The organism is Denitrificimonas caeni (assembly GCF_905120345.1).
Lineage (GTDB): Bacteria > Pseudomonadota > Gammaproteobacteria > Pseudomonadales > Pseudomonadaceae > Denitrificimonas > Denitrificimonas caeni_A.
This window is the reverse complement of record NZ_CAJHOA010000010.1, coordinates 33,676-59,337: the sequence shown is the minus strand read 5'-3', so window position 1 is coordinate 59,337 and position 25,662 is coordinate 33,676. Positions and strand designations below refer to the sequence as shown.

General features: G+C 48.4%; 23 protein-coding genes. 6 read left to right on the top strand and 17 right to left on the bottom strand.

All coding sequences use genetic code 11. The annotated features are described in order from the left end of the window. Window positions 1-375 precede the first annotated feature (375 nt). On the bottom strand, window positions 376-1,989 hold the full coding sequence (locus tag JYJ62_RS15180) for an ATP-binding protein (protein ID WP_205343081.1): 1,614 nt from the start codon (window positions 1,987-1,989) through the stop codon (window positions 376-378). After that, entirely contained in the window at window positions 1,986-2,693 is a 708-nt protein-coding gene (locus JYJ62_RS15175; protein WP_205343080.1) for a response regulator, read from the bottom strand. The genes JYJ62_RS15180 and JYJ62_RS15175 overlap by 4 nt, the downstream gene beginning before the upstream one ends. A 76-nt stretch (window positions 2,694-2,769) precedes the next feature. Here JYJ62_RS15175 and JYJ62_RS15170 point away from each other — a divergent pair, with 76 nt between their 5' ends. Together JYJ62_RS15170 and JYJ62_RS15165 are read left to right on the top strand one after the other, a co-directional pair. Next, on the top strand, window positions 2,770-3,213 hold the full coding sequence (locus JYJ62_RS15170; protein WP_205343079.1) for a GNAT family N-acetyltransferase: 444 nt from the start codon (window positions 2,770-2,772) through the stop codon (window positions 3,211-3,213). A 290-nt stretch (window positions 3,214-3,503) separates the two neighbouring features. Next, the gene (locus tag JYJ62_RS15165) at window positions 3,504-6,968 is read left to right on the top strand and encodes a PAS domain-containing hybrid sensor histidine kinase/response regulator (RefSeq protein ID WP_205343078.1); all 3,465 of its coding nucleotides are present in this window, start codon (window positions 3,504-3,506) and stop codon (window positions 6,966-6,968) included. 124 nt (window positions 6,969-7,092) lie between these two features. Here the strand turns inward: JYJ62_RS15165 and ccoM are convergent, their stop codons facing one another. The 3 genes from ccoM to JYJ62_RS15155 all read right to left on the bottom strand — a co-directional run bounded on the left by ccoM (window position 7,093) and on the right by JYJ62_RS15155 (window position 7,876). Next, complete coding sequence (gene ccoM, locus JYJ62_RS15925) at window positions 7,093-7,203, bottom strand: cytochrome c oxidase subunit CcoM (RefSeq protein WP_420042854.1); 111 nt, start codon at window positions 7,201-7,203, stop codon at window positions 7,093-7,095. A 140-nt stretch (window positions 7,204-7,343) separates the two neighbouring features. Beyond that, entirely contained in the window at window positions 7,344-7,514 is a 171-nt protein-coding gene (locus JYJ62_RS15160; protein WP_205343077.1) for a hypothetical protein, read from the bottom strand. 65 nt (window positions 7,515-7,579) lie between these two features. Then, window positions 7,580-7,876, bottom strand: a complete 297-nt coding sequence (locus JYJ62_RS15155; RefSeq protein WP_205343076.1) for an aspartate-semialdehyde dehydrogenase — start codon at window positions 7,874-7,876, stop codon at window positions 7,580-7,582. Window positions 7,877-8,033: 157 nt separating this feature from the next. Between JYJ62_RS15155 and rapA the strand changes: the two genes are divergently transcribed. After that, window positions 8,034-10,898 carry an RNA polymerase-associated protein RapA gene (rapA, locus tag JYJ62_RS15150; protein ID WP_205343075.1) on the top strand — a complete coding sequence of 955 codons (2,865 nt, stop codon included), beginning with the start codon at window positions 8,034-8,036 and terminating at the stop codon, window positions 10,896-10,898. A gap of 53 nt (window positions 10,899-10,951) precedes the next feature. Continuing rightward, on the top strand, window positions 10,952-11,644 hold the full coding sequence (gene tsaA / locus JYJ62_RS15145; protein ID WP_205343074.1) for a tRNA (N6-threonylcarbamoyladenosine(37)-N6)-methyltransferase TrmO: 693 nt from the start codon (window positions 10,952-10,954) through the stop codon (window positions 11,642-11,644). A 238-nt stretch (window positions 11,645-11,882) separates the two neighbouring features. Here tsaA and lolD read toward each other — a convergent pair whose 3' ends face one another. Beyond that, window positions 11,883-12,578 (bottom strand): lipoprotein-releasing ABC transporter ATP-binding protein LolD, encoded by a 696-nt coding sequence (gene lolD / locus JYJ62_RS15140; RefSeq protein WP_205343073.1) that lies wholly within the window; start codon window positions 12,576-12,578, stop codon window positions 11,883-11,885. Next, complete coding sequence (locus tag JYJ62_RS15135; protein WP_205343072.1) at window positions 12,571-13,818, bottom strand: lipoprotein-releasing ABC transporter permease subunit; 1,248 nt, start codon at window positions 13,816-13,818, stop codon at window positions 12,571-12,573. The genes lolD and JYJ62_RS15135 overlap by 8 nt, the downstream gene beginning before the upstream one ends. Before the next feature lie 90 nt (window positions 13,819-13,908). Here JYJ62_RS15135 and JYJ62_RS15130 point away from each other — a divergent pair, with 90 nt between their 5' ends. Together JYJ62_RS15130 and JYJ62_RS15125 are read left to right on the top strand one after the other, a co-directional pair. After that, complete coding sequence (locus tag JYJ62_RS15130) at window positions 13,909-14,472, top strand: PilZ domain-containing protein (RefSeq protein ID WP_205343071.1); 564 nt, start codon at window positions 13,909-13,911, stop codon at window positions 14,470-14,472. Next, entirely contained in the window at window positions 14,469-15,191 is a 723-nt protein-coding gene (locus tag JYJ62_RS15125; RefSeq protein WP_205343070.1) for a glycerophosphodiester phosphodiesterase, read from the top strand. The genes JYJ62_RS15130 and JYJ62_RS15125 overlap by 4 nt, the downstream gene beginning before the upstream one ends. Before the next feature lie 51 nt (window positions 15,192-15,242). On the opposite strand, the gene sthA is transcribed toward JYJ62_RS15125, so the two are convergent. The 10 genes from sthA to JYJ62_RS15075 all read right to left on the bottom strand — a co-directional run bounded on the left by sthA (window position 15,243) and on the right by JYJ62_RS15075 (window position 25,552). Further along, a complete protein-coding gene (gene sthA / locus JYJ62_RS15120; RefSeq protein WP_205343069.1) occupies window positions 15,243-16,634 on the bottom strand; it encodes a Si-specific NAD(P)(+) transhydrogenase in 1,392 nt (463 codons plus the stop codon). A gap of 101 nt (window positions 16,635-16,735) precedes the next feature. Beyond that, window positions 16,736-16,942 carry a (Na+)-NQR maturation NqrM gene (gene nqrM / locus JYJ62_RS15115; RefSeq protein WP_205343085.1) on the bottom strand — a complete coding sequence of 69 codons (207 nt, stop codon included), beginning with the start codon at window positions 16,940-16,942 and terminating at the stop codon, window positions 16,736-16,738. A gap of 8 nt (window positions 16,943-16,950) precedes the next feature. Then, on the bottom strand, window positions 16,951-17,985 hold the full coding sequence (locus tag JYJ62_RS15110) for an FAD:protein FMN transferase (RefSeq protein ID WP_205343068.1): 1,035 nt from the start codon (window positions 17,983-17,985) through the stop codon (window positions 16,951-16,953). 1 nt (window position 17,986) lies between these two features. After that, window positions 17,987-19,210, bottom strand: a complete 1,224-nt coding sequence (gene nqrF / locus JYJ62_RS15105; RefSeq protein WP_205343067.1) for an NADH:ubiquinone reductase (Na(+)-transporting) subunit F — start codon at window positions 19,208-19,210, stop codon at window positions 17,987-17,989. A 13-nt stretch (window positions 19,211-19,223) separates the two neighbouring features. Beyond that, the gene (gene nqrE, locus JYJ62_RS15100) at window positions 19,224-19,832 is read right to left on the bottom strand and encodes an NADH:ubiquinone reductase (Na(+)-transporting) subunit E (RefSeq protein ID WP_205343066.1); all 609 of its coding nucleotides are present in this window, start codon (window positions 19,830-19,832) and stop codon (window positions 19,224-19,226) included. Next, the gene (locus JYJ62_RS15095) at window positions 19,832-20,500 is read right to left on the bottom strand and encodes an NADH:ubiquinone reductase (Na(+)-transporting) subunit D (protein WP_205343065.1); all 669 of its coding nucleotides are present in this window, start codon (window positions 20,498-20,500) and stop codon (window positions 19,832-19,834) included. The genes nqrE and JYJ62_RS15095 overlap by 1 nt, the downstream gene beginning before the upstream one ends. Before the next feature lie 2 nt (window positions 20,501-20,502). After that, on the bottom strand, window positions 20,503-21,291 hold the full coding sequence (locus JYJ62_RS15090) for a Na(+)-translocating NADH-quinone reductase subunit C (RefSeq protein WP_205343064.1): 789 nt from the start codon (window positions 21,289-21,291) through the stop codon (window positions 20,503-20,505). After that, window positions 21,284-22,495, bottom strand: coding sequence for an NADH:ubiquinone reductase (Na(+)-transporting) subunit B (locus JYJ62_RS15085; protein WP_205343063.1), 1,212 nt, complete (start codon window positions 22,493-22,495; stop codon window positions 21,284-21,286). Before JYJ62_RS15085 ends, JYJ62_RS15090 begins: the two co-directional genes overlap by 8 nt. A gap of 3 nt (window positions 22,496-22,498) precedes the next feature. Further along, entirely contained in the window at window positions 22,499-23,836 is a 1,338-nt protein-coding gene (locus tag JYJ62_RS15080) for a Na(+)-translocating NADH-quinone reductase subunit A (protein ID WP_205343062.1), read from the bottom strand. Between the two features lie 267 nt (window positions 23,837-24,103). Beyond that, complete coding sequence (locus tag JYJ62_RS15075; protein WP_205343061.1) at window positions 24,104-25,552, bottom strand: glyceraldehyde-3-phosphate dehydrogenase; 1,449 nt, start codon at window positions 25,550-25,552, stop codon at window positions 24,104-24,106. Between the last annotated feature and the right edge of the window lie 110 nt (window positions 25,553-25,662).

Genomic DNA, 25,662 nt, shown 5'->3' with positions numbered 1-25,662 from the left:
CAAGCACCCACACGAATTGCTTGATTCAAATTGTTAAAGAACGTTTTCGTTAAGTCTTTCGATCTTAGCGAGGAGGCATATTTTACACTCTCCGAAGTATCTGTCAAGGTTTATTTTCTGGAAGTTTTTAATGCTTCCGTCTAACTCCTTGGTACCTTTGAGGTTCTTTCGATCCTCTCTGGTAGGCCGCGCATTCTACAGTAGAGCGCGAACCTGTCAAGCTAATTTTAAGTTATTTCCTTAAGAATCAACCTGTTACGTTAAGCCGTGAAACCTTGTTCGCCTAACGAGGTGCGCATTCTACACGCTTTAAAGAACCTGTAAAGCCCGTTTTTGAAATTAGTTTAAAAAGTCTATCCAGATGCAGATTAGCCACTACTGGATCCGCGCATCCTTTACTTGAGCATACTGCGGCCACACCAATACTATGCGTGCTCCGCCCAGCATTCGACTACTCTCTATACGTACGCGCCCTGAATGCAGATACATAATGCGCTTAACGATAGCCAGCCCCAGACCATGCCCACCCGAGGCACGCGTGCGACTATCATCCAATCGGAAAAATGGCGTGAATACTTTTTCACGTAAGGCTTCAGCAATACCGACGCCATCATCTTCTACAGCGATATAGCACAGCTCATGCTGCACCCGACACACAATTGACACACTATGACGCGCATAGCGCTGCGCATTACTGACCAAGTTCTGCAAAGCTTGATGCAAATACCTACCTTCTGCATCAACCCAACATTCACTAGCACCATCTTTTTCATACTGCAACGCTATCTCAGGGCGTAAAGGCGCAAGCTCCTGGATCACCTGCTCAATTAAGGTATGCAGCTCAACTCGACTGAAGTTAATGCTTGGCATGCCTGCTTCTAATCTGGCATAGGTCAACATTTCGTTGAGCAAGCCATCCATATCCTCAATATCCTGATCCATACCGTCAAAGTATTTACTGCGTACTTGCGACTCATCTACATGAGCAGCCATATCTAAAGCAAAACGCAAACGAGCGAGCGGCGTACGTAACTCATGCGCTACAGCACGCACCATATCACCCTGTACATTAATCAAAATTTTCAAGCGTGCGGCCATTTCATTAAAACGTAAAGCCAAGCGTCCCACCGAGTCACTACTGCCCTCAGCAACCTGCACATTTAAATGCCCCTGAGCAATACGCGATGCGGCATATTCTAAATCTTGCAAACGCCGTTCTAGATGACGTACCAGCAGATACACCAAAATACCCACCATGCTTAAACCTAGCGCAGCTATAAGTAGCAACAAATATGCAGGGTAAGCATTGAGTTGACGCACCGGGCCGAGCATCAGCACCCAAGGTGTTTCGTTAACACCAGCAAATACTCGAATCGCATCACCACCCTGATCGAGCGCCATCACTGTGTCGCCCTCTTCGATTCGACGCAATTGATCAGCATCTAAATCTGTTTTATCCACCGACAACAAGCTCAGAGCAAAACCAAATTGATGCTGCTCAGCCAACTCAGCTAATTTAGCGGCCTGCTCTGCTGCGGGATAACGCACCAGCTCATCAACCAACAGATAAACAGTAGCTCGCGCCAGCTGCTCACTCACTCGACGCACCTCACCGACCAGAACTTTGCGCTCTGATGTATTAATCAGGCTGTACACTTTAGCTGGCGTAGTATCACTGTGTTTAACCAGCACGCGGCCACGTAGAAGATGCCTGAGATCGCCCCGATCAAAAGTTAAAGACTCTATCGACTTAATCGTCAGCGGGACACCCAATAGCCGACCCCATAATGCAGTAGCGCGTTTGCGCTCAATCGTATCGAGCGCCTCTAAATTAGCGGCCATCAGACGAAACGTGCCGCTCGCTAAGCGTTCACGGTGTTGATCAGCTCGAATCTCATGCGTCAGATGCAGCGCCAGCGCCCCAAAACCTGCGGTTAATATAAGCGCAGCGAGTAAACCGCCATAGATCCTGAAAAAAATCGAGCTCACAACAACTCTTGCGCGGCTTCGCGTACAAATAAGTAGCCTTTATTACGAATGGTTTTTATCACTCGAGGTTGCTCGCCATCATCACCAATGCGTGGCCGGATGCGTGAGATACGCACATCAATAGAACGATCAACACCATCGTACTCAATGCCGCGCAGCTCACTGAAAATCACCTCTCTCGACAGCGGTGTCCCAGCATTGCTCGCGAGTAACCAGAGCAAATCAAACTCAGCACCCGTTAAATCAATATATTTATCGCCTAAGAATGCACTGCGTCGAGCATGATCAATCGTCAGCCGACCAAAGCTCAGCACGCCTGAGGTTGCTCTAGCAGCATCAATAGTATCTGCACGGCGCAATAACGCTTTAATGCGTGCTAACAGGACGGCTGGACGCACCGGTTTGCAGACATAATCATCTGCCCCATCCTCAAAGCCTTGAACTTGATCAGCATCGTCGGTACGTGCGGTTAGCATCAGGATAGGTCCTTTATACTCAGGTCGCACACTGCGGCAAATTGAAAAGCCATCGAGTCCCGGCAGCATTAAGTCTAAAACAACTAAATCTGGCTGCTCGTTAAGAATTCTTTGCACGGCTAAATAACCATCACTTTCCAGCAGCACGAGAAAACCTTGCGCCTCGAGGTACTCACAGGTGAGCTGCGCTAAACGCTCATCATCTTCAACGATTAAAACCGTACTCATAACACCTCTAAAAGCAGACACTCCAAGCGAGTGATTAATAAAGTATGCTTTAGCTATTAAAATGATGGTGCCGATAATGGATCAACACTCTACAAATTTTAGCGCTCAATGCTTAGCTGAAAATCAGCATACTCTATTACGTAAGTTTTATCGTAGCCACAACAGCCCAATGCGTATGACCCAGCAAGCAGATGCCTGGGTGGTACGCGCACCATCAATTATTGCGGGCGTCTGTCTTTCACCTATAGCTGACGGATACTGGTTAACCAGTTTACTTACCGCTCCAGAACATCGCCAACAAGGTGTTGCTAGTTTTTTAATACGACACCTCCAAGTCGCTTATCAACACTCGCCAATTTGGTTGTTCTGTCATCCTGACTTAAGAGGCTTTTACGGTTCTTTGGGGTTTAGACAGACACAGGATTTACCTGAGTCTTTAAGTGGCCGCTTGGCACGCTACCAACAACACAAATCATTAATTGCTATGGCATTTATATGCCACAGCTCGCTAGAAAAATAAGCAACGGTCATCTACGCCGTGTTTCTATCCTATGTTGGCAATTACAAAATAAAAACCAACGCGCCCCTTCTGTCAACGCAGCAAATACTGCAGTGATCGCCCAGTATTATTAAATCGCCATAAAATCAATTGAAACAGTTCAGCTGGTCCAACACATGACTGTATATACATTGCTTACTGGTGACCTTATTAACGACAACACGCGTAAGCATCAGTACCTGTACACGCTATCTTATAGCAACAGTTTTCCTTAATATGATCCTATCTTATTCATGTTTCAGGTCAGGTTAATGTCAATTTCCACAGGACTTATCGCTCTGGTCGCGCTGGCCTATATGGCAATTCTATTTGCTATTGCATTTTACGGCGATCGCCGCGGCACAACTATCAGTCCGCGCATGCGCTCAACTATCTACAGTTTATCGCTGGCAGTGTATTGCAGTAGCTGGACGTTTTTTGGTTCTGTGGGTCAAGCGGCTGAGCAAATCTGGTCTTTCTTACCTATTTATATCGGTCCTATATTGCTACTGACGTTGGCGCCTTGGGTGCTAAAAAAAATGGTCATCATCAGCAAGCAAGAAAACATCACCTCAATAGCTGACTTTATTGCCGCGCGCTATGGAAAATCACAACGTTTAGCCGTTGTGGTCACTCTAATTGCTGCGGTTGGTGTATTACCCTATATCGCCCTACAACTGAAAGGTATTGTCCTCGGCGTCAACTTACTAACCGGCAGCTCAGCTAACTCAACAGGGATGCACGCACAAGATACAGCTCTTATTGTCACCGTTGCTCTAGCCTTATTTACCATTTTATTTGGCACGCGTAACTTAGATGTGACCGAACACCACCGCGGCTTAATGTTTGCTATTGCTTTTGAATCTCTAGTAAAGCTGATGGCATTTATGGCTGTTGGCCTGTTCGTTATTTTTGGACTCTATAATGGCGTGGGTGATTTATGGCAACAGGCAAAAGAAGCGCCAAAGCTCGAAGCGTATTGGAATGAAGCGACCAACTGGCCAGCAATGATTGTACAAACCTGTGTGGCCATGATGGCTATTTATACTTTACCGCGACAATTTCATGTCACGGTAGTGGAAAACAATGACTATAAAGACTTACGTATAGCGCGTTGGGTGTTCCCTGTTTACCTACTTCTTGTCGCACTATTTGTTATCCCGATTGCTCTTGCGGGGCAGTTACGTTTGCCTGCATCCGTTGTGCCTGACTCATTTGTTATTAGTCTGCCTCTTGCCGAAGGTAATCCAACTTTAGCTATTTTGGCCTTTATTGGTGGGGCTTCAGCAGCAACCGGCATGGTGATTGTCGCGGCCGTCACCTTATCGATTATGATTTCCAACCACATTTTACTGCCATCCATGCTGGCTGCACGCACCACTGATCGCCCTTTTGAAGCATTCCGCTATTGGATGCTGACCGCTCGGCGTCTGAGTATTATCATTATTTTATTACTGGCTTATACCAGTTACCGCTTATTAGGCGCCAACACCAGTCTTGCCACTATCGGGCAGATTGCCTTTGCTGCGCTGACACAACTTGCGCCAGCTATGCTGGGCGCATTAATTTGGAAGCAAGCCAACCGCCAAGGCGTTTTTGCCGGCCTCATTGCAGGCTCACTCTTGTGGCTTTATACGCTGATTTTACCTTTGATTGCTAGCAGCATGGATTGGTCCTTAGCATCCTTCCCAGGTCTTATGTGGTTGTCTAACAATCCCTTTGGCCTGCCAATCGACCCCTTAACTCTTGGTGTTTTACTGTCGTTAAGCGGAAACTTTTTACTCTTTGTGCTGGTATCTCTATTTTCGAAGACCCGGGTTTCAGAGCATTGGCAAGCCAGTCGCTTTATTGGCCAACATGTGGGTAGCCGTCAAACATTTACCGTCCAAATCAACGACCTACTCACCTTAGCAGGACGCTTCGTTGGCGAAGACCGCGCCAAGCAAAGCTTTATTCGCTTCGCCTATAAAAAAGGCTCGGGATTTAATCCAGCAGAAACCGCCAGCAGTGAATGGGTGGCTCACACAGAGCGCCTACTCACGGGTGTTTTAGGTGCGTCATCAACCCGTGTTGTTGTTAAAGCAGCGATTGAGGGTCGTGAAATGTACGTCGAGGATGTGGTACGCATCGTTGGCGAAGCGTCCGAAGTGTTACAGTTCAACCGCACATTGCTGCAGGGCGCTATTGAAAACATTACTCAGGGCATTAGCGTCGTTGATCGCTCATTGCGTCTAGTCGCATGGAATAGTCGCTATTTAAAGCTGTTTAATTATCCCGATGACTTGATTCAAGTGGGCCGTCCTATCGCCGACATTATTCGCCATAATGCTCAGCATGGTCTTTGCGGACCGGGCAACGCTGATGCGCATGTCAACAAACGACTGTACTGGATGCGTCAAGGCACTGCCCACACGTCAGAACGCTTGTTTCCTAATGGCCGTGTGATTGAACTGATCGGCAATCCTATGCCTGGCGGCGGTTTCGTGATGAGTTTTACCGACATTACCGCTTTCCGTGAAGCTGAACACGCTTTAAAAGAAGCCAATGAAAGCCTTGAGCAACGCGTTAGCGAACGTACTCATGAATTATCACAATTAAACATTGCCCTCAGTGAGGCTAAGCATGTTGCTGAAAGCGCGAACCAGTCTAAAACCCGTTTTTTAGCAGCCGTCAGCCATGACTTAATGCAACCCTTAAATGCTGCTCGTCTTTTCTCTGCTGCGCTCTCACACCAAGACGCACTGCCTGAAGATGCACAAGAACTGGTAAAAAATCTAGACAGTTCTCTGCGTTCAGCCGAAGATCTAATCAGTGACCTGCTGGATATTTCTCGCTTAGAAAGCGGCCGTATCACTCCGCATTGTCAACCTTTTGCCCTTGGACCTTGGCTTGAAGCCTTAGGTGCTGAATTTACTGCTCTGGCTGAACAGCAAGGGATTGATTTTCGCTTACGCAGCACCTCGCTAAATATCATCAGTGACCCCAGATTACTGCGCCGTATTGTGCAGAATTTTCTCACCAATGCCTTTCGCTATGCCAATGGCAACGTCTTGCTTGGTGTGCGCCGTCAAGGCGAACACGTGCGTATTGACGTTTGGGACCGAGGCCAAGGCATTCCCGAAGATAAGCTACAGTTTATTTTTGAAGAGTTTAAACGTCTCGACAGCCACCAAACACGAGAAGAAAAAGGTTTGGGTCTAGGGCTGGCCATTGCTGACGGTCTTAGTAAAGTACTAAACCACCACATTGAAGTGCGCTCTTGGCTAGAGAAAGGCAGTGTATTTAGCATCACAGTACCGATGTACCGCGGCGTGCTGAATAAAACCATTGAGCCAACTAAAAAAGATAATTATGCGGCGCAACCCTTAGCAGGTTTACGCATACTCTGTGTTGATAATGAAAGTAGCATCTTAGCGGGTATGCACAGCTTATTATCGCGCTGGGGTTGCGAGGTCCTAACGGCCAGCAACCGTGAAGGGTGCCGAACTATTCTCGAAGAAGCTGCCAACCCTGACATAGCTTTAGTCGATTTCCACTTAGACGGTGGTGATACTGGTATTGCTCTGATGACGTGGCTACGCCAGGAAATTAATACACCTATTCCTGGGATTGTGATCAGCGCTGATGGGCGTCCGGAACTGGTCAGTCAAGTCCATGCAGCAGGCCTTAGCTTTTTAGCAAAGCCGGTAAAACCTGCTGCGTTACGTGCACTGATTAACCGTCATATACCCAATTAAGAAAAGGTCTGAATCTGCTTTACTGATTCAGACGCGGCAACGAACGTTATGGCAAACAGCAGACAAAAAAAAGGGCAACCTAAGTTGCCCAAATTGCCTTGCGTGCTCGTGCTGTTAAAAAAGATCAGTTTGACTTGCGATTCTGTTCTTCTTTTCTAACGAAATAGTAAAGTCCAAAGAAGAAGGCGACCATAAGGGCGACTGTACCGATGCCTGCGAAAACCACTACATCCATAAACATTGCCATCTCCTCACGCTTCTAAGTTAACTGCCTATTAAGATACGTCACAATACCCAACAACTCATTGACAGAGGTCAATAGATCTACACTAGATTGCAATCAAAGCACGGAAATTGTGGCATTAAGGTCCAAATTTAACGTTTTTTCTTAGGTTTTTTCTTCGCCTTAGCAAGGATGGATGGCAGAGGCAGTACTTTTATAAAAGCCGCACGAACACCTTGTAAGCGTTTTTCATCTAAATCATGCACACGCCGTGCACGTTCAGTCGACAAATCAATAATATTTTCTAGCGTCTCATTACTCATATTGGCACCTGTTACTGATATTCAAAGCGATCTACTGCAGTCGTTAAGTCTGACATGATGCTCAGCTAAACCTTTAGATCCACCCATAACCCCTTACGCGATAACTCGCTGGTATCTTTATGCTCTGTAGCAGGCAACTCTACTTCGAGTTCGGGTTCAGCCTGCTGCTGTCGCTGTTGTCGTCGACGTTGCTCTTCACGGGCACGCTCCTGGGCGGCAGAGATATTATCTTTTTCGACACCTAGCGCACTGGTTTTAGCACTTTCCTGTACCGGCGTTACCGGTGCAATAGCCGGTTTAGGTTTCACTTCGTCTTGCTGCGACGTCACAGGCACCAAGCCTTGGGGGATGGGGGGCAGCATCTTGGGCACTCCTGCGATAAGTATGCAATCTGCACTATAACCAGTCGCGAATACATTGTCTCGTGGATAACTTTGCGCAGTGTCAGACGATTCAAACGTGTCCTATGCGCAAGTATCCGTTATCATAGCGCGCTTTTTACATCACGCGGAGACAAGCATGACGCAGCAGTATCAACCGGGACAACGATGGATCAGTGACGGCGAGGCAGAACAAGGCCTTGGTACCGTTCTTACTTGTGATGGTCGCCTACTGACCATCCTCTATCCTGCCACTGGGGAAACCCGTCAATACTCGCAGCGCAATGCCCCCTTAACCCGCGTGCGCTTTGTGCCTGGTGATGAAATCAGTCACTTTGAAAGCTGGACTATGACTGTCCGTGAAGTTACTGAAGTCGACGGTTTACTGATTTATTTGGGCTTCAACAGTCAAAACGATGAATGCATATTGCCAGAAACACAACTGTCCAATTTTATTCAATTTCGGATGGCCAGTGATCGTTTAGTCGCCGGACAAGTCGATCCTTTACCTTGGTTTACCTTGCGCTATAACTCGCTGCAACATAACAGTGAGCTACAACAGTCAAATCTTTGGGGTCTGGCTGGTGCTCGTGCACAGCCCATTGCACACCAGCTACACATTGCTCAAGAAGTCGCCGATCGAATTGCCCCTCGCGTGCTCCTCGCCGATGAAGTGGGTCTGGGTAAAACTATCGAAGCGGGTTTGATTATCCATCGTCAGCTCCTCGGTGGCCGTGCCAGCCGTGTCTTATTAATGGTACCGGAAACACTGCAACATCAGTGGTTAGTCGAAATGCGCAGGCGCTTTAATTTGGATGTAGCCCTCTTTGATGCGCAACGTTTTCTCGCCAGCGACGCTGACAACCCCTTTGAAGACTGCCAAATCGCTTTAGTGGCAATGAATTGGCTGGTCGAGGATGAGCGCGCGCAAGCAGCCTTGTGCAGCTGTGACTGGGATATTTTGGTGGTCGATGAAGCGCATCACTTAGTTTGGCACCCTGAGCAGTCGAGTCCTGCCTACCAGTTGGTAGAAACCTTGGCCACTCTTATTCCCAGCGTTCTCTTGCTCACAGCGACTCCTGAGCAACTCGGGCAAGACAGTCACTTTGCTCGCCTACGCCTGCTTGACCCACACCGTTTCCATGACTTAGCGGCTTTCCGTGAAGAAAGCCAACACTACCAAGCCATTGCCGACGCGGTGCGTGAGCTGCTGGAGCAACAGCAGTTAAGCAACAGTGCGCAACAGACTATCCAAGAATTTTTAGGCGATGATAGCCAAGTGTTGATCAGCGCCTTTAATGCCGGCGATCAGCAAGCAGCGCCGCGTTTGATTCGCGAACTGTTAGACCGTCACGGCACCGGACGTTTGTTATTTCGTAATACCCGTGCAGCGATTTCTGGATTCCCTGAGCGCAAACTGCATGCGGCGCCGTTGTCCTACCCTGCGCAATACCTAAATAATCCTGATGATTTGCACGCTCAACTGTACCCTGAAATATATGTCGACGGACCAATAAACGAATCCGACGAGTCCGAGAGCAAACAACACTGGTGGCGCTTTGATCCCCGTGTGGACTGGCTGCTGGAAACTCTGAAGAACCTTAAGCAAGAAAAAGTATTGGTCATTTGCGCTCATGCCGAAACGGCTTTGGATCTCGGTGATGCACTGCGTATTCGTAGTGGCATTCCAGCGACAACCTTCCATGAAGGTATGAGTATTATCGAGCGTGACCGTGCGGCTGCTTGGTTTGCCGATGATGAGTTTGGCGCGCAAGTGCTGTTCTGTTCAGAAATTGGCAGTGAAGGCCGTAACTTCCAATTCAGCCATCACTTAGTCTTATTTGATTTACCTCTGCACCCTGACTTGCTTGAGCAACGAATTGGCCGTCTTGACCGAATTGGTCAACAGCACACCATTGAAATCCATGTGCCCTACTTAACTGGTACCGCGCAACAACGCGTCTTTGAATGGTATCAGCACGCGCTGAATGCATTTTTATCGACCTGCCCTACTGGCAATGCCTTACAACTGCAATTTGCGGAACCGCTAGAAGCGCTGTTGCAGCAGGATGAAGACGATGAAACAGCTTGGCAGGCCTTGTTGGCGAGTGCCAGTGCTGCACGTGTACAACTGGAAAGCGAAATGGAAAAAGGCCGTGACCGTCTTTTGGAAATCAACTCCAGCGGTTCCGGACGTGGACAGGCTTTAGTGGAGGCCATTGCAGAGCAAGATGACACCTTTGCTCTACCGATGTATATGGAACAGCTGTTCAATGCCTTTGGGATTGATAGTGAAGACCATTCGGATAACGCACTGATTTTACGTCCAAGCGAAAAAATGCTCGATGCCAGCTTCCCGCTCGGCGACGATGAAGCGGTCACCATCACCTATGATCGTGAATTGGCGCTGAGTCGTGAAGACATGCAATTTATCACTTGGGAACACCCAATGGTGCAAGGTGGTATGGATTTAGTGTTGTCAGGTTCAATGGGCAACACCGCTGTCGCTCTGTTAAAAAACAAAGCCATTAAAGCTGGCACGATGCTGTTGGAATTGTTGTATGTCAGCGAAGCGATTGCGCCGAAGCATTTACAACTCGGACGCTTCTTACCGCCTATTGCCCTGCGTTGTTTGTTGGATGACAAAGGCAATGACCTGGCCAACCGCGTCAGCTTTGCGACGCTCAATGAGCAATTAGAAAGCGTGCCACGCTCCAGTGCGAGCAAATTTGCTCGCGCGCAACGTGATACATTATTGCGTTTAGTCGACAATGCGCAAGCCACCATGCAACCACGCCATAACGAGCGCGTTGCCCAAGCCAGTGCGGCCTTCACTGCCAGCATGGATGAAGAGATTGCACGTCTGACAGCTCTGCAAGCCATCAACCCCAGTGTCCGCGATGAGGAAATCGACACCTTACACGCCTATAAAGAACAAGGCTTAAGCATGTTTTCTAAAGCAGCGTTACGCCTTGAAGCAGTACGCGTACTGGTCGCTGGCTAACCTGATTGACGCTGCTGCTCAGCTGCAGCGTCAATCGCTACGGAGACAGCAGCATGTCTTATACGCTCAGCCCTATCGGCTATGTACGTTCCTGCTTTAAAGAAAAGTTTGCCATTCCTCGCCAACCTCTCTTAGCTCCTGCCGCACAGGGTTGCATTGAGCTCTTGCCTCCTTATGATCAAGCAGACGCCATCGCCGGTTTAGAAGAGGTCAGCCATATCTGGGTGATATTTCTCTTCCATAAAACCCTAGAAAACACACCACGCTTAAAAGTGCGTCCACCCCGTTTGGGCGGCAATAAAAGTATTGGCGTGTTTGCCAGTCGTGCGACGCATCGCCCCAATGGTATAGGCCAATCAGCTGTGCGCTTAGAGCGTGCAGAAGCTGGGCGCTTATGGATTTCAGGGATAGATTTATTGGATGGCACACCGGTGTTGGATATCAAACCCTATGTACCCTATGCCGATAGCGTACCTACAGCTCACAATGCGATTGCCGATAGCGCTCCCACGCGGGTTCAAGTGGGCTGGCAGATGATCGCTCTACAACACGCTGAGCAGCATGCGCAACGCTTAGAGCAACCACTGGTGGATCTGATTGAGCAGTGCTTGGCGCAAGATCCACGGCCGGCGTATCAGCAACCAGCGCCTGAGCGTATCTATGGGGTCAGGTTTTACGATGTGCAAGTACGCTGGCATTATCTGACTCTGACACACATTGAAGTACTTGAAGTCAGCCCAGCTTAAGCTGTCGATGAGATAACGCTCAATTTGTGCATACTTAAGCACTTGAATGACTCGTGCTTCGAGAGTGAAACACTACAAATGCTCAGAGGTCGATGTGGTGAGCGCAACCATCAAGGGCCTAATAGCGGAGTTCAGCCCTGGATGGGTTCAGCGACGGATTAATATCCACCCCAAAGCACGACACTCCTCCTGCTTATCCTTTGCGAGACACAACTCTATTTTCTTTCTTAGTCTGTCACTACTGTGTTTTAGCCACTGGAATTAAGCGTCCGTTTTCCAAGGTTAGAATGCGGTCCATTTGTTGCGCTAAAGCAGGATCGTGGGTCACCACTAAAAACGCCGTGCCTAGTGAAACCGACAGCTCTAAAATCAACTCTTGAATCGTTTGCGCGGTGCTGCGATCAAGGTTACCGGTTGGTTCATCCAGCAACACGAGAGCAGGCTGATTGACCAACGCTCGGGCAATCGCCACGCGTTGCCGTTCACCACCGGATAACTCAGAGGGCTTATGATGAATACGATGAGCAAGGCCTACACGCGTCAGCAACGCTTCTGCGCGTTGGCGGGCTTCTACAATAGGCAAATGACCAATCAGCAGAGGCATACAAACGTTTTCGAGGGCATTAAACTCAGCCAGTAAATGGTGAAACTGATAAACAAAACCCAAGGCACGATTACGTAGCAAACCACGTTTTTTTTCTGATAAAGCCGACAGCTCTTCACCCGCCAACCAAACACTACCGGCACTGGGCGTGTCTAAACCACCAAGCATATTCAATAATGTCGTTTTTCCAGATCCTGAACTGCCAATAATCGCAACGCGCTCGCCCGGCTTTAAGTACAACTCAACATCTTGTAAAACATGCACCTCAGCAGGGCCTTCACTGTAGCTCTTACCTAAATGGCGGCACTCTAAAACAGCTTTATTACTCATAACGCAAAGCCTCTGCAGGTTCAGTACGTGAAGCGCGCCACGCAGGGTATAGGGTCGCTAAAAAACTCATCAACAAAGCAGCGCCACAAATCATCAACACATCGTTGCTACGCAACTCTGACGGCAAGTAGCTAATAAAGTACACATCCGAACTTAAGAATTGGTGACCAAAAAATTTCTCTAACGCCGCCACCCAAGTCGTCACGTTGAGTGCACTGATCACACCTAAAACGCCACCAATTAAAGTGCCGACCACGCCAATCAGCGAGCCTTGCACCATAAATATCGCCATAATCTGCCCAGGCGAAGCGCCTAAGGTACGCAAAATAGCAATATCCGCTTTTTTATCAGTCACCACCATGACTAGGGTGGAAATAATATTGAAGGCTGCCACCGCAACAATCAGCAGTAACAGTAAAGCAATCATGGTTTTTTCCATTTGAATGGCTTGGAATAAATTGCCATGACTGCGAGTCCAGTCCCGTGGATGTAAATCGCTATCGGGCATACTGCGAGCAATTTCCCAAGCCACACGCGGTGCATCAAATAAATTATTCAGTTTTAAGCGTATGCCTTCGACTTGATTGGGCTGCCAGCGTGACAAACGTGCGGCGTCTTCAATATGAATCAGCGCTAATGAACTGTCTAATTCGGCACCCACTTTAAAGACACCGACCACAGTAAAGCGCTTTAAGCGCGGAAAAACACCAGCCGGCGTAATCGAGGCTTCGGGCAAGACAAAGGTCAGTTTTTCACCCACCGAAGCATTAAACATCGCTGCCGTTTGCTGGCCAATGACAATGCCAAACTCACCGCTTTCTAAAGCGTCTAAACTGCCTTCAACCATATGGTCTTTAATAATCGAGACATTCTTTTCAGCACTGGGCAGCACACCATTGACCAACACCGGCTGGACGCTACCACTGTGGGTGAGCATGCCCTGCAGCTGGGTAAAAGGTGCAACGGCGACAACATCAGGATGCTGCAACACTTGATCGCCCACCTCATGCCAATCATTTAGTGGTGTATAAGAGCTGACTGTGGCATGCGGCACCATTCCGAGAATTCGGGTTCGCAGTTCACGATCAAAGCCATTCATCACCGACAAGACTAAAATCATCACTAAAACACCCAGAGCCAAACCGACCATAGACGTTAAAGAAATAAAAGAGATAAAGTGATTACGACGTTTGGCGCGCGTATAACGCATACCAATAAATAGAGCTAAAGGTCGAAACATAATGGCTACATTCACAAAAAAATTCGATAGGTTGGCAGTTTATTGCATGCCGATTTACACTCTGACCTCCATTGCAGCTATGGGTTCGCTATGTCCACACAAGATACCGAAGATCGCCGCGAATACTATCGCATTGACGATCAAATCGCACTGCAAATTCGTTTAGCGCAGACGCAGACTGAAGAGGACTCCTTGCTTTTCAGTTTATTAGGTGACTTACACCTGTTGGAGTATGAAGCACAGCCGTTGCTACGTGCCGTTGGCGAAACCGATCGCAGCGTCGCCAGCTATTTTAAAGTCATCAACAAGCGTATTGATTTACTCGGCCAAGTTTTGGCACACAACTTACTGAAAGACATTGGACCTGCGCGCGATGTCAGCCTCTCAGAGTCCAGTCTGGTCTTTGTTGACGAGTCGGTGCACCCGATTGGTACGCTGCTCAGCTTAAAAATTGTTTTGCTGCCACAAGGCTTTGGCTTAAGGGTTGATGCACGAGTGATTGAGCACCGCCACAGCGTTGACGGTGTGCAAACTGTCACTCTCTTTGAAAATCTCACCGATGCAACACGACAAATTCTGGCTCGGCATATTTTGCATAAACAAGCTCAACAAAGGCGCTTAGCACTGCAACCCGATGATGTGTCTGCACTATGACTCTTATTTACGGTCACCGCGGCGCTCGCGGCGCAGCACCAGAAAACACCTTAGCCAGTTTTCAAGCGTGCTTAGCAACCGGCGTCACTCGTTGCGAGCTGGATTTGCATCTGTCGAAAGATCAACAGCTGATGGTGATTCATGATGCCACATTGAAACGCACCACTGGGCGGCGTGGCAAAGTCAGCCAGCATACTGCCGCGCAATTAATGCAAATGGATGCTCGGCACACTACCGCACCTTGGCCGCTACCCTGCCCTATTCCAACGCTTGAGCAATTGTTTGAGCAGTGCCCATTCACGCACTGGCAGCTGGAAGTTAAAGAAGCGTCTAAAACTCGTGCAGCAGAGATTGTCCGCGCGATTGATCAGCTCAGCGCAGATTTTTCACTGCAAGATAAAATTATAATCACCAGCAGCTCACGTACAGTATTACGCGCAGCACAGCATCTCACTCCACACTTGGCCAGAGGGTTGGTGGCTGAATACGCATGGTTAGATCCAATAAAAACGGCACAACGCTACGGCTGTAGCATGTTGGTATTGAAGTCGACGCTAGCAACAGAACAGCGCTTAAAGAAAGCACAACAGAAGGGATTACATGTCTCGGTGTGGACAGTCAACGAGCCAGCGCTAATGCGCCGACTCGCTGCGTGTGGTGCAGACAGTCTGATTACTGACTTTCCCGGTTTGGCCATTGCCATCCTTGGGAATCACTGAAACGCTGTTCCAAATAGGCTCCGACCGAATCAGGCCACTGACCGGAGCCGCTTAAAAAAGTCGGTTCAGGCCATCATAGGCTGCGACACGATACGCTTCAGCCATGGTAGGGAAGTTAAACGTGGTATTAATAAAATACTTCAACGTATTGGCTTCGCCAGGCTGATTCATAATCGCTTGACCAATATGGACAATTTCTGAGGCTTGGTAGCCAAAGCAATGCACGCCCAAAATAGCTAAGGTTTCACGGTGGAACAGAATTTTCAGCATGCCCACAGGCTCGTTCGAAATCTGCGCACGCGCCATGCTTTTAAAGAAGGCTTTACCCACTTCATACGGCACTTTAGCTTCAGTCAATTCACGCTCTGTTTTACCAATTGAGCTGATTTCCGGAATGGTATAAATACCAGTCGGCACATCGTCAACAAAATGCCAGCTGTCCTGATCGATAATATTACCCGCCGCTGAACGACCTTGGTCATAGGCAGCACTGGCTAGACTGGGCCAGCCAATCACATCACCCGCAGCGTAAATATTCGGCACGGCAGTGCGGTAGAATTCATCAACATCGATCTGACCACGACCATTAGCCGTCAAGCCTACGTTTTCTAGACCCAATTGATCGGTGTTACCGGTACGGCCGTTACACCATAAGAAACCATCGGCTTTGATTTTCTTACCGGATTTCAGATGCAAAATCACACCTTTATCGACGCCTTCAACCCGCTCATACTCTTCATTGTGACGAATCAACACGTTGTTGTTACGCAAGTGGTAACTCAGCGCATCAGAGATCTCATCATCCAAGAAACTCAATAACTGATTACGGTTATCAATCAAGTCAACCAACACACCGAGACCACTAAAGATTGATGCATATTCGCAACCAATCACACCCGCTCCGTAAATAATCAAACGGCGCGGAGTATGACTCAGACTTAGAATGGTATCGCTGTCATAAATACGCGGATGGGTAAAATCAACGTCAGCGGGTCGGTACGGACGTGAACCGGTAGCAATGATAATTTCATTAGCAACGAGTTTTTCAACACGGCTGGGACCCACCACATCAACGCTATGCTCATCAGCAAAGCTTGCGGTACCAAAATACACATCAATACGGTTGCGCGCATAATAACCGGTACGTGACGCCACTTGACGCTCAATCACACTTTCCGCATTTTTCAACACATCAGGGAAAGAAAACCAACGCGGCTCACCAATTTGTCGAAACATTGAGCTGGTATTAAAACGTAAAATTTGACGCACGGAGTGACGCAAAGCTTTCGAGGGAATCGTACCTAAGTGCGTACTATTACCACCTAAGACACCACGGCTTTCTACAACAGCAACCTTGCGACCTGCTTTAGCGGCATTCATTGCCGCGCCTTCTCCCGCAGGTCCTGAACCTAGAATAACTACATCATAGTTGTAAACTGCCATTTGGACTCCTTCACAACATGCGCAATATACAAAGGACTAGACACTGCAACATGTTTACAAAAAAATTGGCTTATTGGGCCAGCATTACCAACACTTGACAATTAGCGCTTGGTCGCGTCATACGCTTGCGCCGCGCTCACTTCATCACACTTCTCGCGCACTCCACCGCAGATAGAGCATTCTTTCTCAATACCCAAGTTGGCAATTCCACCGCAAGAACCAGCGATCGGTCGACGTCCAGCGAGCACACCCGCCGACATTCCTAACACCACTAATAACATCACGGCAAATACGACGATAAATAACATGATTCCGCTCATGGGTTACCTCCTTCAGGAAACATCCTGGAAAACTCTGAGCTGACTTGCGTAGCAAAGCCCTCACCGTCACGCATTACAAAGAAAGCAGCAATGTCGTGCTCCTCCGCAAAAGACAGACCACGTTCAGGCCCTAAAACTAATAACAGTGTACCTAAACCATCGGCATGTAAGGTAGATCGATCCACTACAGTTACCGAAGCCAGTCGATGACTGATCGGCGCACCCGCTTGCGGATCAATAGTATGGGAGAAACGTATACCATTTTCCTCAAAGTAATTACGGTAATCACCCGAGGTATTAACACCATAACCATCGATTTCTAGCACCCGCTGAATGACTCGCTGCCCATCACCAAGCGGTTGCTCCATAGCGATACGCCAAGGCGTACCATCAGGTTTACGCCCTTTAGCAATCAGTTCGCCAGTGACTTCGATCATATAACTATCAATATTCAGCTCGGCGAAACGCTCACTGATACGATCGACCGTGTAGCCCGCCGCAATACTATTGAATTCAATTTTAACGTCAGCATCTTTACACAACTGGCCATCAACGACACGCACATGCTGATAACCCACGCGAGCTTTTGCCTCAGCAATCGCCTCAGCGCTTGGCACATGCTTAGAACGCGCTTGTGGACCAAAACCCCAAAGATTCAACAAAGGCCCTAAGGTCAAATCAAATGCACCGTCGCTGAGTTGTGATAACTCAAAGCCATACTGGGCTAAATCCAATACAGGCTGCGGCATTGGCATGCAGGTCTGGGCGGGGGATTGATTAAAGCGGGCGATATCAGAATCTAAGCGGTAGGTCGACATTTGACGGTCAACCTGATCCAAAATGCTTTGCACTTCAACACCCACAGCATCAGCCGCAGGTGTTGTCGCGTTATAGACATACTTGATGGTGAAAGTGCTGCCCATGGTTGGACCTGACAGCACTTCAACACGCTCAGAGTTGCTCTCGCAACCACTGAGCGCTAAAACTAACGTTGACACTAAACACGCTCCCTGCAACAGGTTGCGTAACATACTAGCCTCCAAAGTCATCAAGTAAGATATTTTCAGGTTCAACACCCAAATCAAGCAACAGATTAACTACAGCGTTGTTCATCATTGGCGGTCCGCACATGTAGAACTCGCAATCTTCCGGCGCGGGGTGATCTTTCAAGTAGTTCTCATAGAGAACGTTATGAATAAATCCAGTCGGGCCCGTCCAATTATCCTCCGGCAATGGATCTGACAACGCCAGATGCCAAGTGAAGTTAGGGTTCTCTGCTTGTAGCTTATCGTACTCTTCTACGTAGAAGGCTTCACGCATTGAACGCGCACCGTACCAGAAGCTGATTTTACGCGTGCTATGCAAGCGTTTAAGCTGATCAAAGATATGCGAGCGCATCGGCGCCATACCGGCACCACCACCAACAAAGACCATTTCTGCCTCGGTATCTTTGGCAAAGAACTCACCAAACGGACCGTATACAGTGACTTTATCACCTGGCTTCAGGCTGAACACCCACGATGACATAATACCGGCGGGTAAATCATCACGGCCTGGTGGCGGTGTCGCGACCCGGATATTAAACTTAACAATACCCTTTTCATCCGGATAGTTCGCCATCGAGTAAGCGCGAATGGTTGACTCGGTGACGGTCGAACTGTAACGCCAAATATCAAACTTATCCCAATCGGCATGGAACTCTGGCTGGATATCAAAATCCTTGTACTGCACCACATGCGGCGGGCATTCCAACTGCACATAACCACCCGCACGGAAGTTAACATCCTCGCCATCAGGAATACGCAGAGTCAGTTCTTTAATAAAGGTCGCTACGTTCGGGTTGGATTCAACCGTACATTCCCATTTTTTAACCCCAAAAATCTCTTCTGGGATGTCAATGTCCATGTCCTGTTTAACCGCAACCTGGCAGGATAGACGCCAGCCTTCTTTAGCTTCACGCTTGGTAAAGTGTGATTCTTCAGTCGGCAACATTTCGCCACCACCACTGCTGATCACACACTTACACTGGGCACAGGTACCACCACCGCCACAGGCAGAGGATAGGAAAATATTGTTACCTGCTAAGGTTTGTAGCAACTTGCCACCAGCCGGTACGGTAATCGTACGCTCGCCGTTGATATTAATGGTTACATCACCGTCCGATACCAAACGCGCACGAGCGATAAGAATCATCACTACCAGCGCGAGCACGATCGCGGTGAACATACCAATAGCGAGAAAAATCTCAAAATTCATTACTCGCTACTCCTTACAGTTGAACGCCAGAGAATGACATAAAGCCTAATGACATTAAGCCAATCGTGATAAACGTGATACCGAGCCCTTGCAGACCTTGTGGCACGTCACTGTATTTCAGTTTTTCGCGAATCGCTGCTAATAACGCAATCGCTAACGCCCAGGAAAAACCTGAACCTAAACCGTATACGGTACTTTCTGCGAAGTTGTAATCACGCTCAACCATAAACAAGGTACCACCCATGATGGCGCAGTTTACCGTGATCAACGGCAAGAACACGCCCAACGCGTTGTACAGCGCGGGCACATACTTATCGAGGAGCATTTCCAAGATTTGCACAATCGCGGCAATTACGCCGATGTAGCTGAGCAAGCCCAAGAAGCTTAAATCAACTTCAGGCATGCCTGCCCAAGCCAATGCGCCATCTTTGAGTAAGTAGGTATAAATCAGGTTGTTGGCCGGCACTGTAATCGCCTGCACCACTACTACCGCAATACCGAGACCAATTGCTGTTTCCACTTTTTTGGAAATCGCAATAAAGGTACACATGCCCAAGAAGAACGCCAAAGCCATGTTTTCAACAAAAACGGCCTTAACAAATAAGCTGATGTAATGTTCCATCAGTACGCCTCCTTCTCTTGAGAGTGTGCGGCAATGCTGAAGTCAGGCTTTTCAACCTGCTCTCGTTTCCACATCCGCAGTCCCCAGATAATCAAACCAATTAAGAAGAATGCCGATGGTGGTAACAGCAACATACCGTTAGGCAAGTACCAGCCGCCATCATTGACCACAGGTAGAATGGTGTAACCCATCAATTTACCGGCGCCAAACAGTTCGCGGATAATACCCAGAACAACCAGCATGGCACTGTAGCCTAAACCGTTACCGATACCGTCAAAAAATGACAGTACTGGCGGATTGGCCATAGCAAAGGCTTCGGCACGACCCATCACAATACAGTTGGTGATAATCAATCCGACAAACACCGATAACTGCTTAGACAATGAGTAGGCATAAGCTTTCAGAACCTGATCGACCACGATCACCAATGAAGCAATGATCACCATCTGCACAATCATACGAATTGAGCTTGGAATCTGCTTGCGAATCATCGAGATAAACATGCTCGAGAAGGCGGTTACCAAGGTTAAGGCAATCGACATCACTAACGCAGTTTTCAGGTTTGAAGTCACCGCTAGGGCTGAACAGATACCAAGGATCTGCAAGCCAATGGGGTTGTTATTAAAAATAGGATCAAAAAGAACTTGTTTAATCGTTGGCTGTGACATGCTTAAGCCTCCCCAGCACGTAAATGCTCAATAAAGCTACCAAAGCCGTTCTCACCCAGCCAGAACTGCACTAAGTGAGTCACGCCGTTACTGGTCAAGGTCGCACCGGCCAAACCATCAACTTGGTTAGCCGCTGTTGGACTGCTTTTATCGACGTTGCCTTTAATCACGCGAATGGCCACTTCATCTTTGCTGTTAAACAAGTTCTTGCCTAACCACAGATCGCGCCACTTTGGATTATCCACTTCGCCGCCCAAACCTGGGGTTTCGCCGTGTTCATAAAAACCAAAGCCGGCGACGGTATTGAGATCACCTTTCACGGCAATAAAGCCATGTAGGGTTGACCACAGGCCATAACCGCGTACAGGAATGATTAAAGTATCCAACTGTCCATCATGCTCCACCATATACACCGTGCTATAACGCTCACGACGCTTGATCGAGGCAATATCTTCAGATCCGCTTAACACTTTAGATAAAGCAGGGTCCTTCGATGAAGCTAATGGATCAAAGGTGATGGGATTCTGCGCATCAGAAAACTTACCGGTTTCTAAATCGACAATCCGCGCTTTAATGCGCTCATCAAACATTTGCTTGACTTGCGTAGCCGATAGACTGGCGTCGCCCAACCCAGCAATCGCTAGAATACTGCGCTGTTTATCCAGTAGACGGTTTTCAATTTGTGTTGGGCGTAGAGCAACGGCGGCTCCAGCCACAAACACTGAACACACCAAGCACACCAGTAAAGCGACGGTGAGTGTGCGTGCGGTTGATTCTCTTTGACTAGACATTGCGTGCCAGCCTCCGCTTGATATTGGCCTGAACAACAAAGTGGTCAATCAGTGGTGCGCATAAGTTGGCAAATAGAATCGCCAGCATCATGCCTTCTGGGAACGCTGGGTTAACCACACGGATCAACACCACCATCACCCCGATCAGTGCACCAAAAATCCACTTACCCGTATTAGTCATGGACGCAGACACAGGGTCAGTCGCCATAAAGATCATACCGAAGGCAAAACCACCCACAACCATATGCCAGTACCACGGCATAGCAAACAGCGGATTGGTATCTGAACCCAGCATGTTAAACAGTGAACTCAAGGCCACCATGCCAATCATTACGCCAGCAACAATGCGCCATGCGGCAATCCGCATAATCAGCAACACTGCACCGCCAATAAAGATCGCTAAGGTACTGGTTTCACCGACTGAACCGTGCACTTTACCAATAAAGGCATCCATCCAAGTGATACCTGAACCGATCACCTGCTCCATACCACCCTCAGCACCTAAACTCAGAGCAGTGGCGCCAGCGAAACCATCCACGGCAGTCCACACCGCATCTCCAGAGAGTTGCGCAGGGTAAGCAAAGAACAGGAAAGCACGACCAGCAAGAGCCGGGTTTAAGAAGTTTTTACCGGTACCACCGAATACTTCTTTGGCAATCACCACACCAAAGCTAATACCCATGGCAACTTGCCATAAAGGAATGCTTGGCGGCAGGATCAAGGCAAAGAGAATGGACGTAACGAAGAAACCTTCGTTGATCTCATGGCCGCGGATCGAAGCAAATAGCACTTCCCAGAATCCACCGACAATAAAGGTCACCAGATAAATCGGCACAAACCATGTTGCCCCCTGGATCATATTGTCCCAGACACTGCCCGGATCAAAACCCGCCAAAGAACCGCTTAAAGCCATACGCCAGCCTTCTTGAGCGGCCAACAGATCAGGGTTTGCCGCGAAAATCAGGTTAGCTTGGTAACCGATGTTCCACATACCAAAGAACATCGCTGGAAACGCACATAACCACACGGTGATCATTATACGTTTTAGGTCAACCCCATCACGTACGTGTGCGGTGGTTTTAGTGACGCTACTTGGACGATAGAAAATGGTGTCAGCCGCCTCATACAGGGCATACCACTTTTCGTACTTACCGCCTTTTTCAAAGTTGTGCTCGATCTTATCAAGGAATGCACGAAGACCCATTGCTTATCCCTCCTGCTCAATACGCGTTAGATTATCCCGTAAAATCGGGCCGTACTCGTACTTACCAGGGCATGCAAAGGTACACAGCGCAAGGTCTTCCTCATCCAGCTCTAAGCAGCCTAGCTTTTGTGCCACGTCGGTATCACCGACCAGTAGTGCACGTAGTAACTGCGTTGGCAAAATGTCTAGCGGCATCACTTTTTCATAGCTGCCCACAGGAATCATGGCGCGTTCGCTGCCATTCGTCGTTGTGGTGAAAGCAAATTTTTTATTAGCGAATAGCTTAGAAACGAAGATATTAAGTACGGAGAACTTATCTACACCCGGGCGTAAATAGTGCAGTACTTGGCGCTCATTACCTTCAGCCAAACAACTCAGCTGATTATGGTAACGGCCAAGGAAATCACAGGTACCTCGTGCGGTACGCCCACCGAAGACCGAACCAGAAATCACCCGATTGTTACCGGCTTGTAATTCACCGCTGACTAAATCACTGACATTGGCACCCAAACGGGTACGGACTAAACGCGGTTGCTGCGCCACAGGACCGGCTAAGGAAATAACGCGTTCAACCCAGAGTTGGCCAGTGGTAAATAATTTACCGATAGCGATCACGTCTTGATAACCGATCTGCCATACGCTACGCGTGGCATTGACGGGATCAAGGAAATGAATATGTGTGCCTGGCAAACCCGCTGGGTGAGGACCAGAGAACGCCTCAGTGTGTACGTTGGCTAGGTTTTCACCCGGCAAGGTCACACCGTCGGCTTTGCATAAAAACACTTTTGCTAAGCGCGTCAGAACGGTCAAACCACGACTGAAGTCTTCTGCATACTCAGTGATGACAATCGCTGGGTCTGCCGCGAGGGGATGGGTGTCGATCGCGGTGACAAAGATCGAACATGGACTGGCGTCAATTGCCGGTATTTTGCTGTAAGGGCGCGTACGCAGTGCTGCCCATAAACCCGACTGCTGCAAGTTTTCGCGCACTTGCTCATCCGCTAAGCTAGCGAGTTTATCTGCAGCGTAGCTGGCAAAAGTGATTTGTTCATCACCATCCAACTCTATTACTACAGACTGCAGTACGCGGCGCTCGCCACGATTCACTGCTTTCACAACCCCAGCGCCTGGCGCCGTAAATAGCACTCCAGGTGTTTTTTTATCAGAGAAAAGAACTTGGCCAAGCTTGACCCTATCCCCTTCATGTACCTGCATTGTTGGCTTCATCCCATTATAGTCGAAGCCTATGACTGCAACACTGCGCACGGGCTTTGCAGCCTCAATACGCTGTATTGGCATACCAGTCATGGGCAATTCAAGCCCACGTTTTATTTTGATCATAGGTCTGCCTAACCACGATAGTGAAAATTAGAGTTATATCGAAATACCTGCTTAGATCCTCTACAAAAGTAGTAACTATGCAGCTATATCGACGTTAAAAAGTAATCTGCATGATTATAAAGAGGCATGACGGTGACTTGCCAGCCAAAAGAACAATTTTCTACTAAATAGTCTCTTTAGTTGTATCTCGCATCACGCATAGGGAGTAAACAAAAGGGAGCCATAAAGGCTCCCTTTTTTACACAGCTAACAACCACCCAGCACCACTTACTGTGGAAATGCCGGTGGGTTGACGCCTGCGATCTCTTCCATAACACGCACAACCTGACAGCTGTAACCATACTCGTTGTCATACCAAACATACAGGATGACACCGTTCTCGGTGCAGATAGTCGCTTCCGCATCCACTACACCGGCATGCCGTGAACCAACGAAGTCAGTGGAAACCACTTCTTGTGAGCAGACATAGTCAATTTGCTTTTGCAGCTCAGAGTGCATCGCCATCTGACGCAAGTACTCGTTCACTTCTTCGCGCGAGGTACCGTTCTTAAGATTGAGGTTAAGAATCGCCATAGATACGTTTGGTGTTGGTACGCGAATCGCGTTACCGGTCAGCTTGCCTTTAAGAATAGGCAAGGCTTTAGCTGCAGCAGTTGCTGCACCTGTTTCGGTAATCACCATATTCAGCGGTGCTGAACGGCCACGACGACTGCCGGTATGGAAGTTATCAATTAAGTTCTGATCGTTGGTGTACGAGTGCACAGTCTCAACGTGACCATTGATGATACCAAACTTATCATTGATCGCTTTCAACACTGGCACAATGGCGTTAGTGGTACAGGATGCTGCAGAAATAATTTTATCGTCTGCAGTAATCTCTGCATGGTTAATACCATGGACGATATTTTTAATATCGCCTTTACCCGGCGCAGTCAAAACAACACGCTCAACACCAGGACAGCCTAAGTGCTGGCTCAAGCCTTCAGCATCGCGCCAGCGACCGGTGTTATCCACCAGCAACGCATCCTTGATGCCGTACTGAGTGTAATCGACAGTTTTCGGATCACTTGAATAGATCACTTGAATCAGATTGCCATTGACTGTCATCGTGCTGTTTTCTTCATCAATCACGATGGTGCCGTCAAACGGACCATGCACAGAGTCACGACGCAACAAGCTGGCACGTTTAGCCAGATCGTTTTCAGCGCCTTTACGCACCACAATAGCGCGTAAGCGTAAACCATCACCGGCACCCGTCTTGGCGACGAGGATTCGCGCTAATAAACGACCAATACGGCCAAAGCCATAGAGCACGACATCGGTACCTTGATGCACATTGCTGTCGCGTTTACCGGCCACACTGGCTAGCTCGTCACGCACGAATTGCTCGAGGCTGCGACCCTTAGCTTCGCTGTTAAATTTAACCGCCATTTTACCCAAGTCGACAGACGCACTACCAAGATCCATTTCGCTCATGATCTTCAGAATAGGGTAAGTATCACGCACGGACAGTTCAGAATCATCACCAATACGGTGACGAGCAAAGCGGTGCGCTTTAAGAATTGCAATCACAGAACGGTTGATCAGGCCTCGTCCATAAATCGACGTTACCACATTATTATTGCGGTACAGTTGGCCAACAAGCGGAATCATTGCCTCGGCAAGCGCTTCGCGATCAATCCATTCACCAAGACACTGGTCAGTCTTCTGAGTCACGTGGGATACCTATTCTAGGGGCTAAAAAAGAGCTGTATTATCGACTGCAGAAACGAAAGCAGCAAGCTCTAAGCGTACATTGTGTTGAAAACCTTATCTAGCGAGCAACT

Excerpts from the sequence above, each read along its gene's own strand:
- JYJ62_RS15175 (WP_205343080.1), bottom strand. The coding sequence starts at position 2,693 with ATGAGTACGGTTTTAATCGTTGAAGATGATGAGCGTTTAGCGCAGCTC.
- JYJ62_RS15170 (WP_205343079.1), top strand. The coding sequence starts at position 2,770 with ATGGATCAACACTCTACAAATTTTAGCGCTCAATGCTTAGCTGAAAAT.
- JYJ62_RS15165 (WP_205343078.1), top strand. The coding sequence starts at position 3,504 with ATGTCAATTTCCACAGGACTTATCGCTCTGGTCGCGCTGGCCTATATG.
- ccoM (WP_420042854.1), bottom strand. The coding sequence starts at position 7,203 with ATGGATGTAGTGGTTTTCGCAGGCATCGGTACAGTCGCCCTTATGGTC.
- JYJ62_RS15160 (WP_205343077.1), bottom strand. The coding sequence starts at position 7,514 with ATGAGTAATGAGACGCTAGAAAATATTATTGATTTGTCGACTGAACGT.
- JYJ62_RS15155 (WP_205343076.1), bottom strand. The coding sequence starts at position 7,876 with ATGCTGCCCCCCATCCCCCAAGGCTTGGTGCCTGTGACGTCGCAGCAA.
- rapA (WP_205343075.1), top strand. The coding sequence starts at position 8,034 with ATGACGCAGCAGTATCAACCGGGACAACGATGGATCAGTGACGGCGAG.
- tsaA (WP_205343074.1), top strand. The coding sequence starts at position 10,952 with ATGTCTTATACGCTCAGCCCTATCGGCTATGTACGTTCCTGCTTTAAA.
- lolD (WP_205343073.1), bottom strand. The coding sequence starts at position 12,578 with ATGAGTAATAAAGCTGTTTTAGAGTGCCGCCATTTAGGTAAGAGCTAC.
- JYJ62_RS15135 (WP_205343072.1), bottom strand. The coding sequence starts at position 13,818 with ATGTTTCGACCTTTAGCTCTATTTATTGGTATGCGTTATACGCGCGCC.
- JYJ62_RS15130 (WP_205343071.1), top strand. The coding sequence starts at position 13,909 with ATGTCCACACAAGATACCGAAGATCGCCGCGAATACTATCGCATTGAC.
- JYJ62_RS15125 (WP_205343070.1), top strand. The coding sequence starts at position 14,469 with ATGACTCTTATTTACGGTCACCGCGGCGCTCGCGGCGCAGCACCAGAA.
- sthA (WP_205343069.1), bottom strand. The coding sequence starts at position 16,634 with ATGGCAGTTTACAACTATGATGTAGTTATTCTAGGTTCAGGACCTGCG.
- nqrM (WP_205343085.1), bottom strand. The coding sequence starts at position 16,942 with ATGTTATTTATCGTCGTATTTGCCGTGATGTTATTAGTGGTGTTAGGA.
- JYJ62_RS15110 (WP_205343068.1), bottom strand. The coding sequence starts at position 17,985 with ATGTTACGCAACCTGTTGCAGGGAGCGTGTTTAGTGTCAACGTTAGTT.
- nqrF (WP_205343067.1), bottom strand. The coding sequence starts at position 19,210 with ATGAATTTTGAGATTTTTCTCGCTATTGGTATGTTCACCGCGATCGTG.
- nqrE (WP_205343066.1), bottom strand. The coding sequence starts at position 19,832 with ATGGAACATTACATCAGCTTATTTGTTAAGGCCGTTTTTGTTGAAAAC.
- JYJ62_RS15095 (WP_205343065.1), bottom strand. The coding sequence starts at position 20,500 with ATGTCACAGCCAACGATTAAACAAGTTCTTTTTGATCCTATTTTTAAT.
- JYJ62_RS15090 (WP_205343064.1), bottom strand. The coding sequence starts at position 21,291 with ATGTCTAGTCAAAGAGAATCAACCGCACGCACACTCACCGTCGCTTTA.
- JYJ62_RS15085 (WP_205343063.1), bottom strand. The coding sequence starts at position 22,495 with ATGGGTCTTCGTGCATTCCTTGATAAGATCGAGCACAACTTTGAAAAA.
- JYJ62_RS15080 (WP_205343062.1), bottom strand. The coding sequence starts at position 23,836 with ATGATCAAAATAAAACGTGGGCTTGAATTGCCCATGACTGGTATGCCA.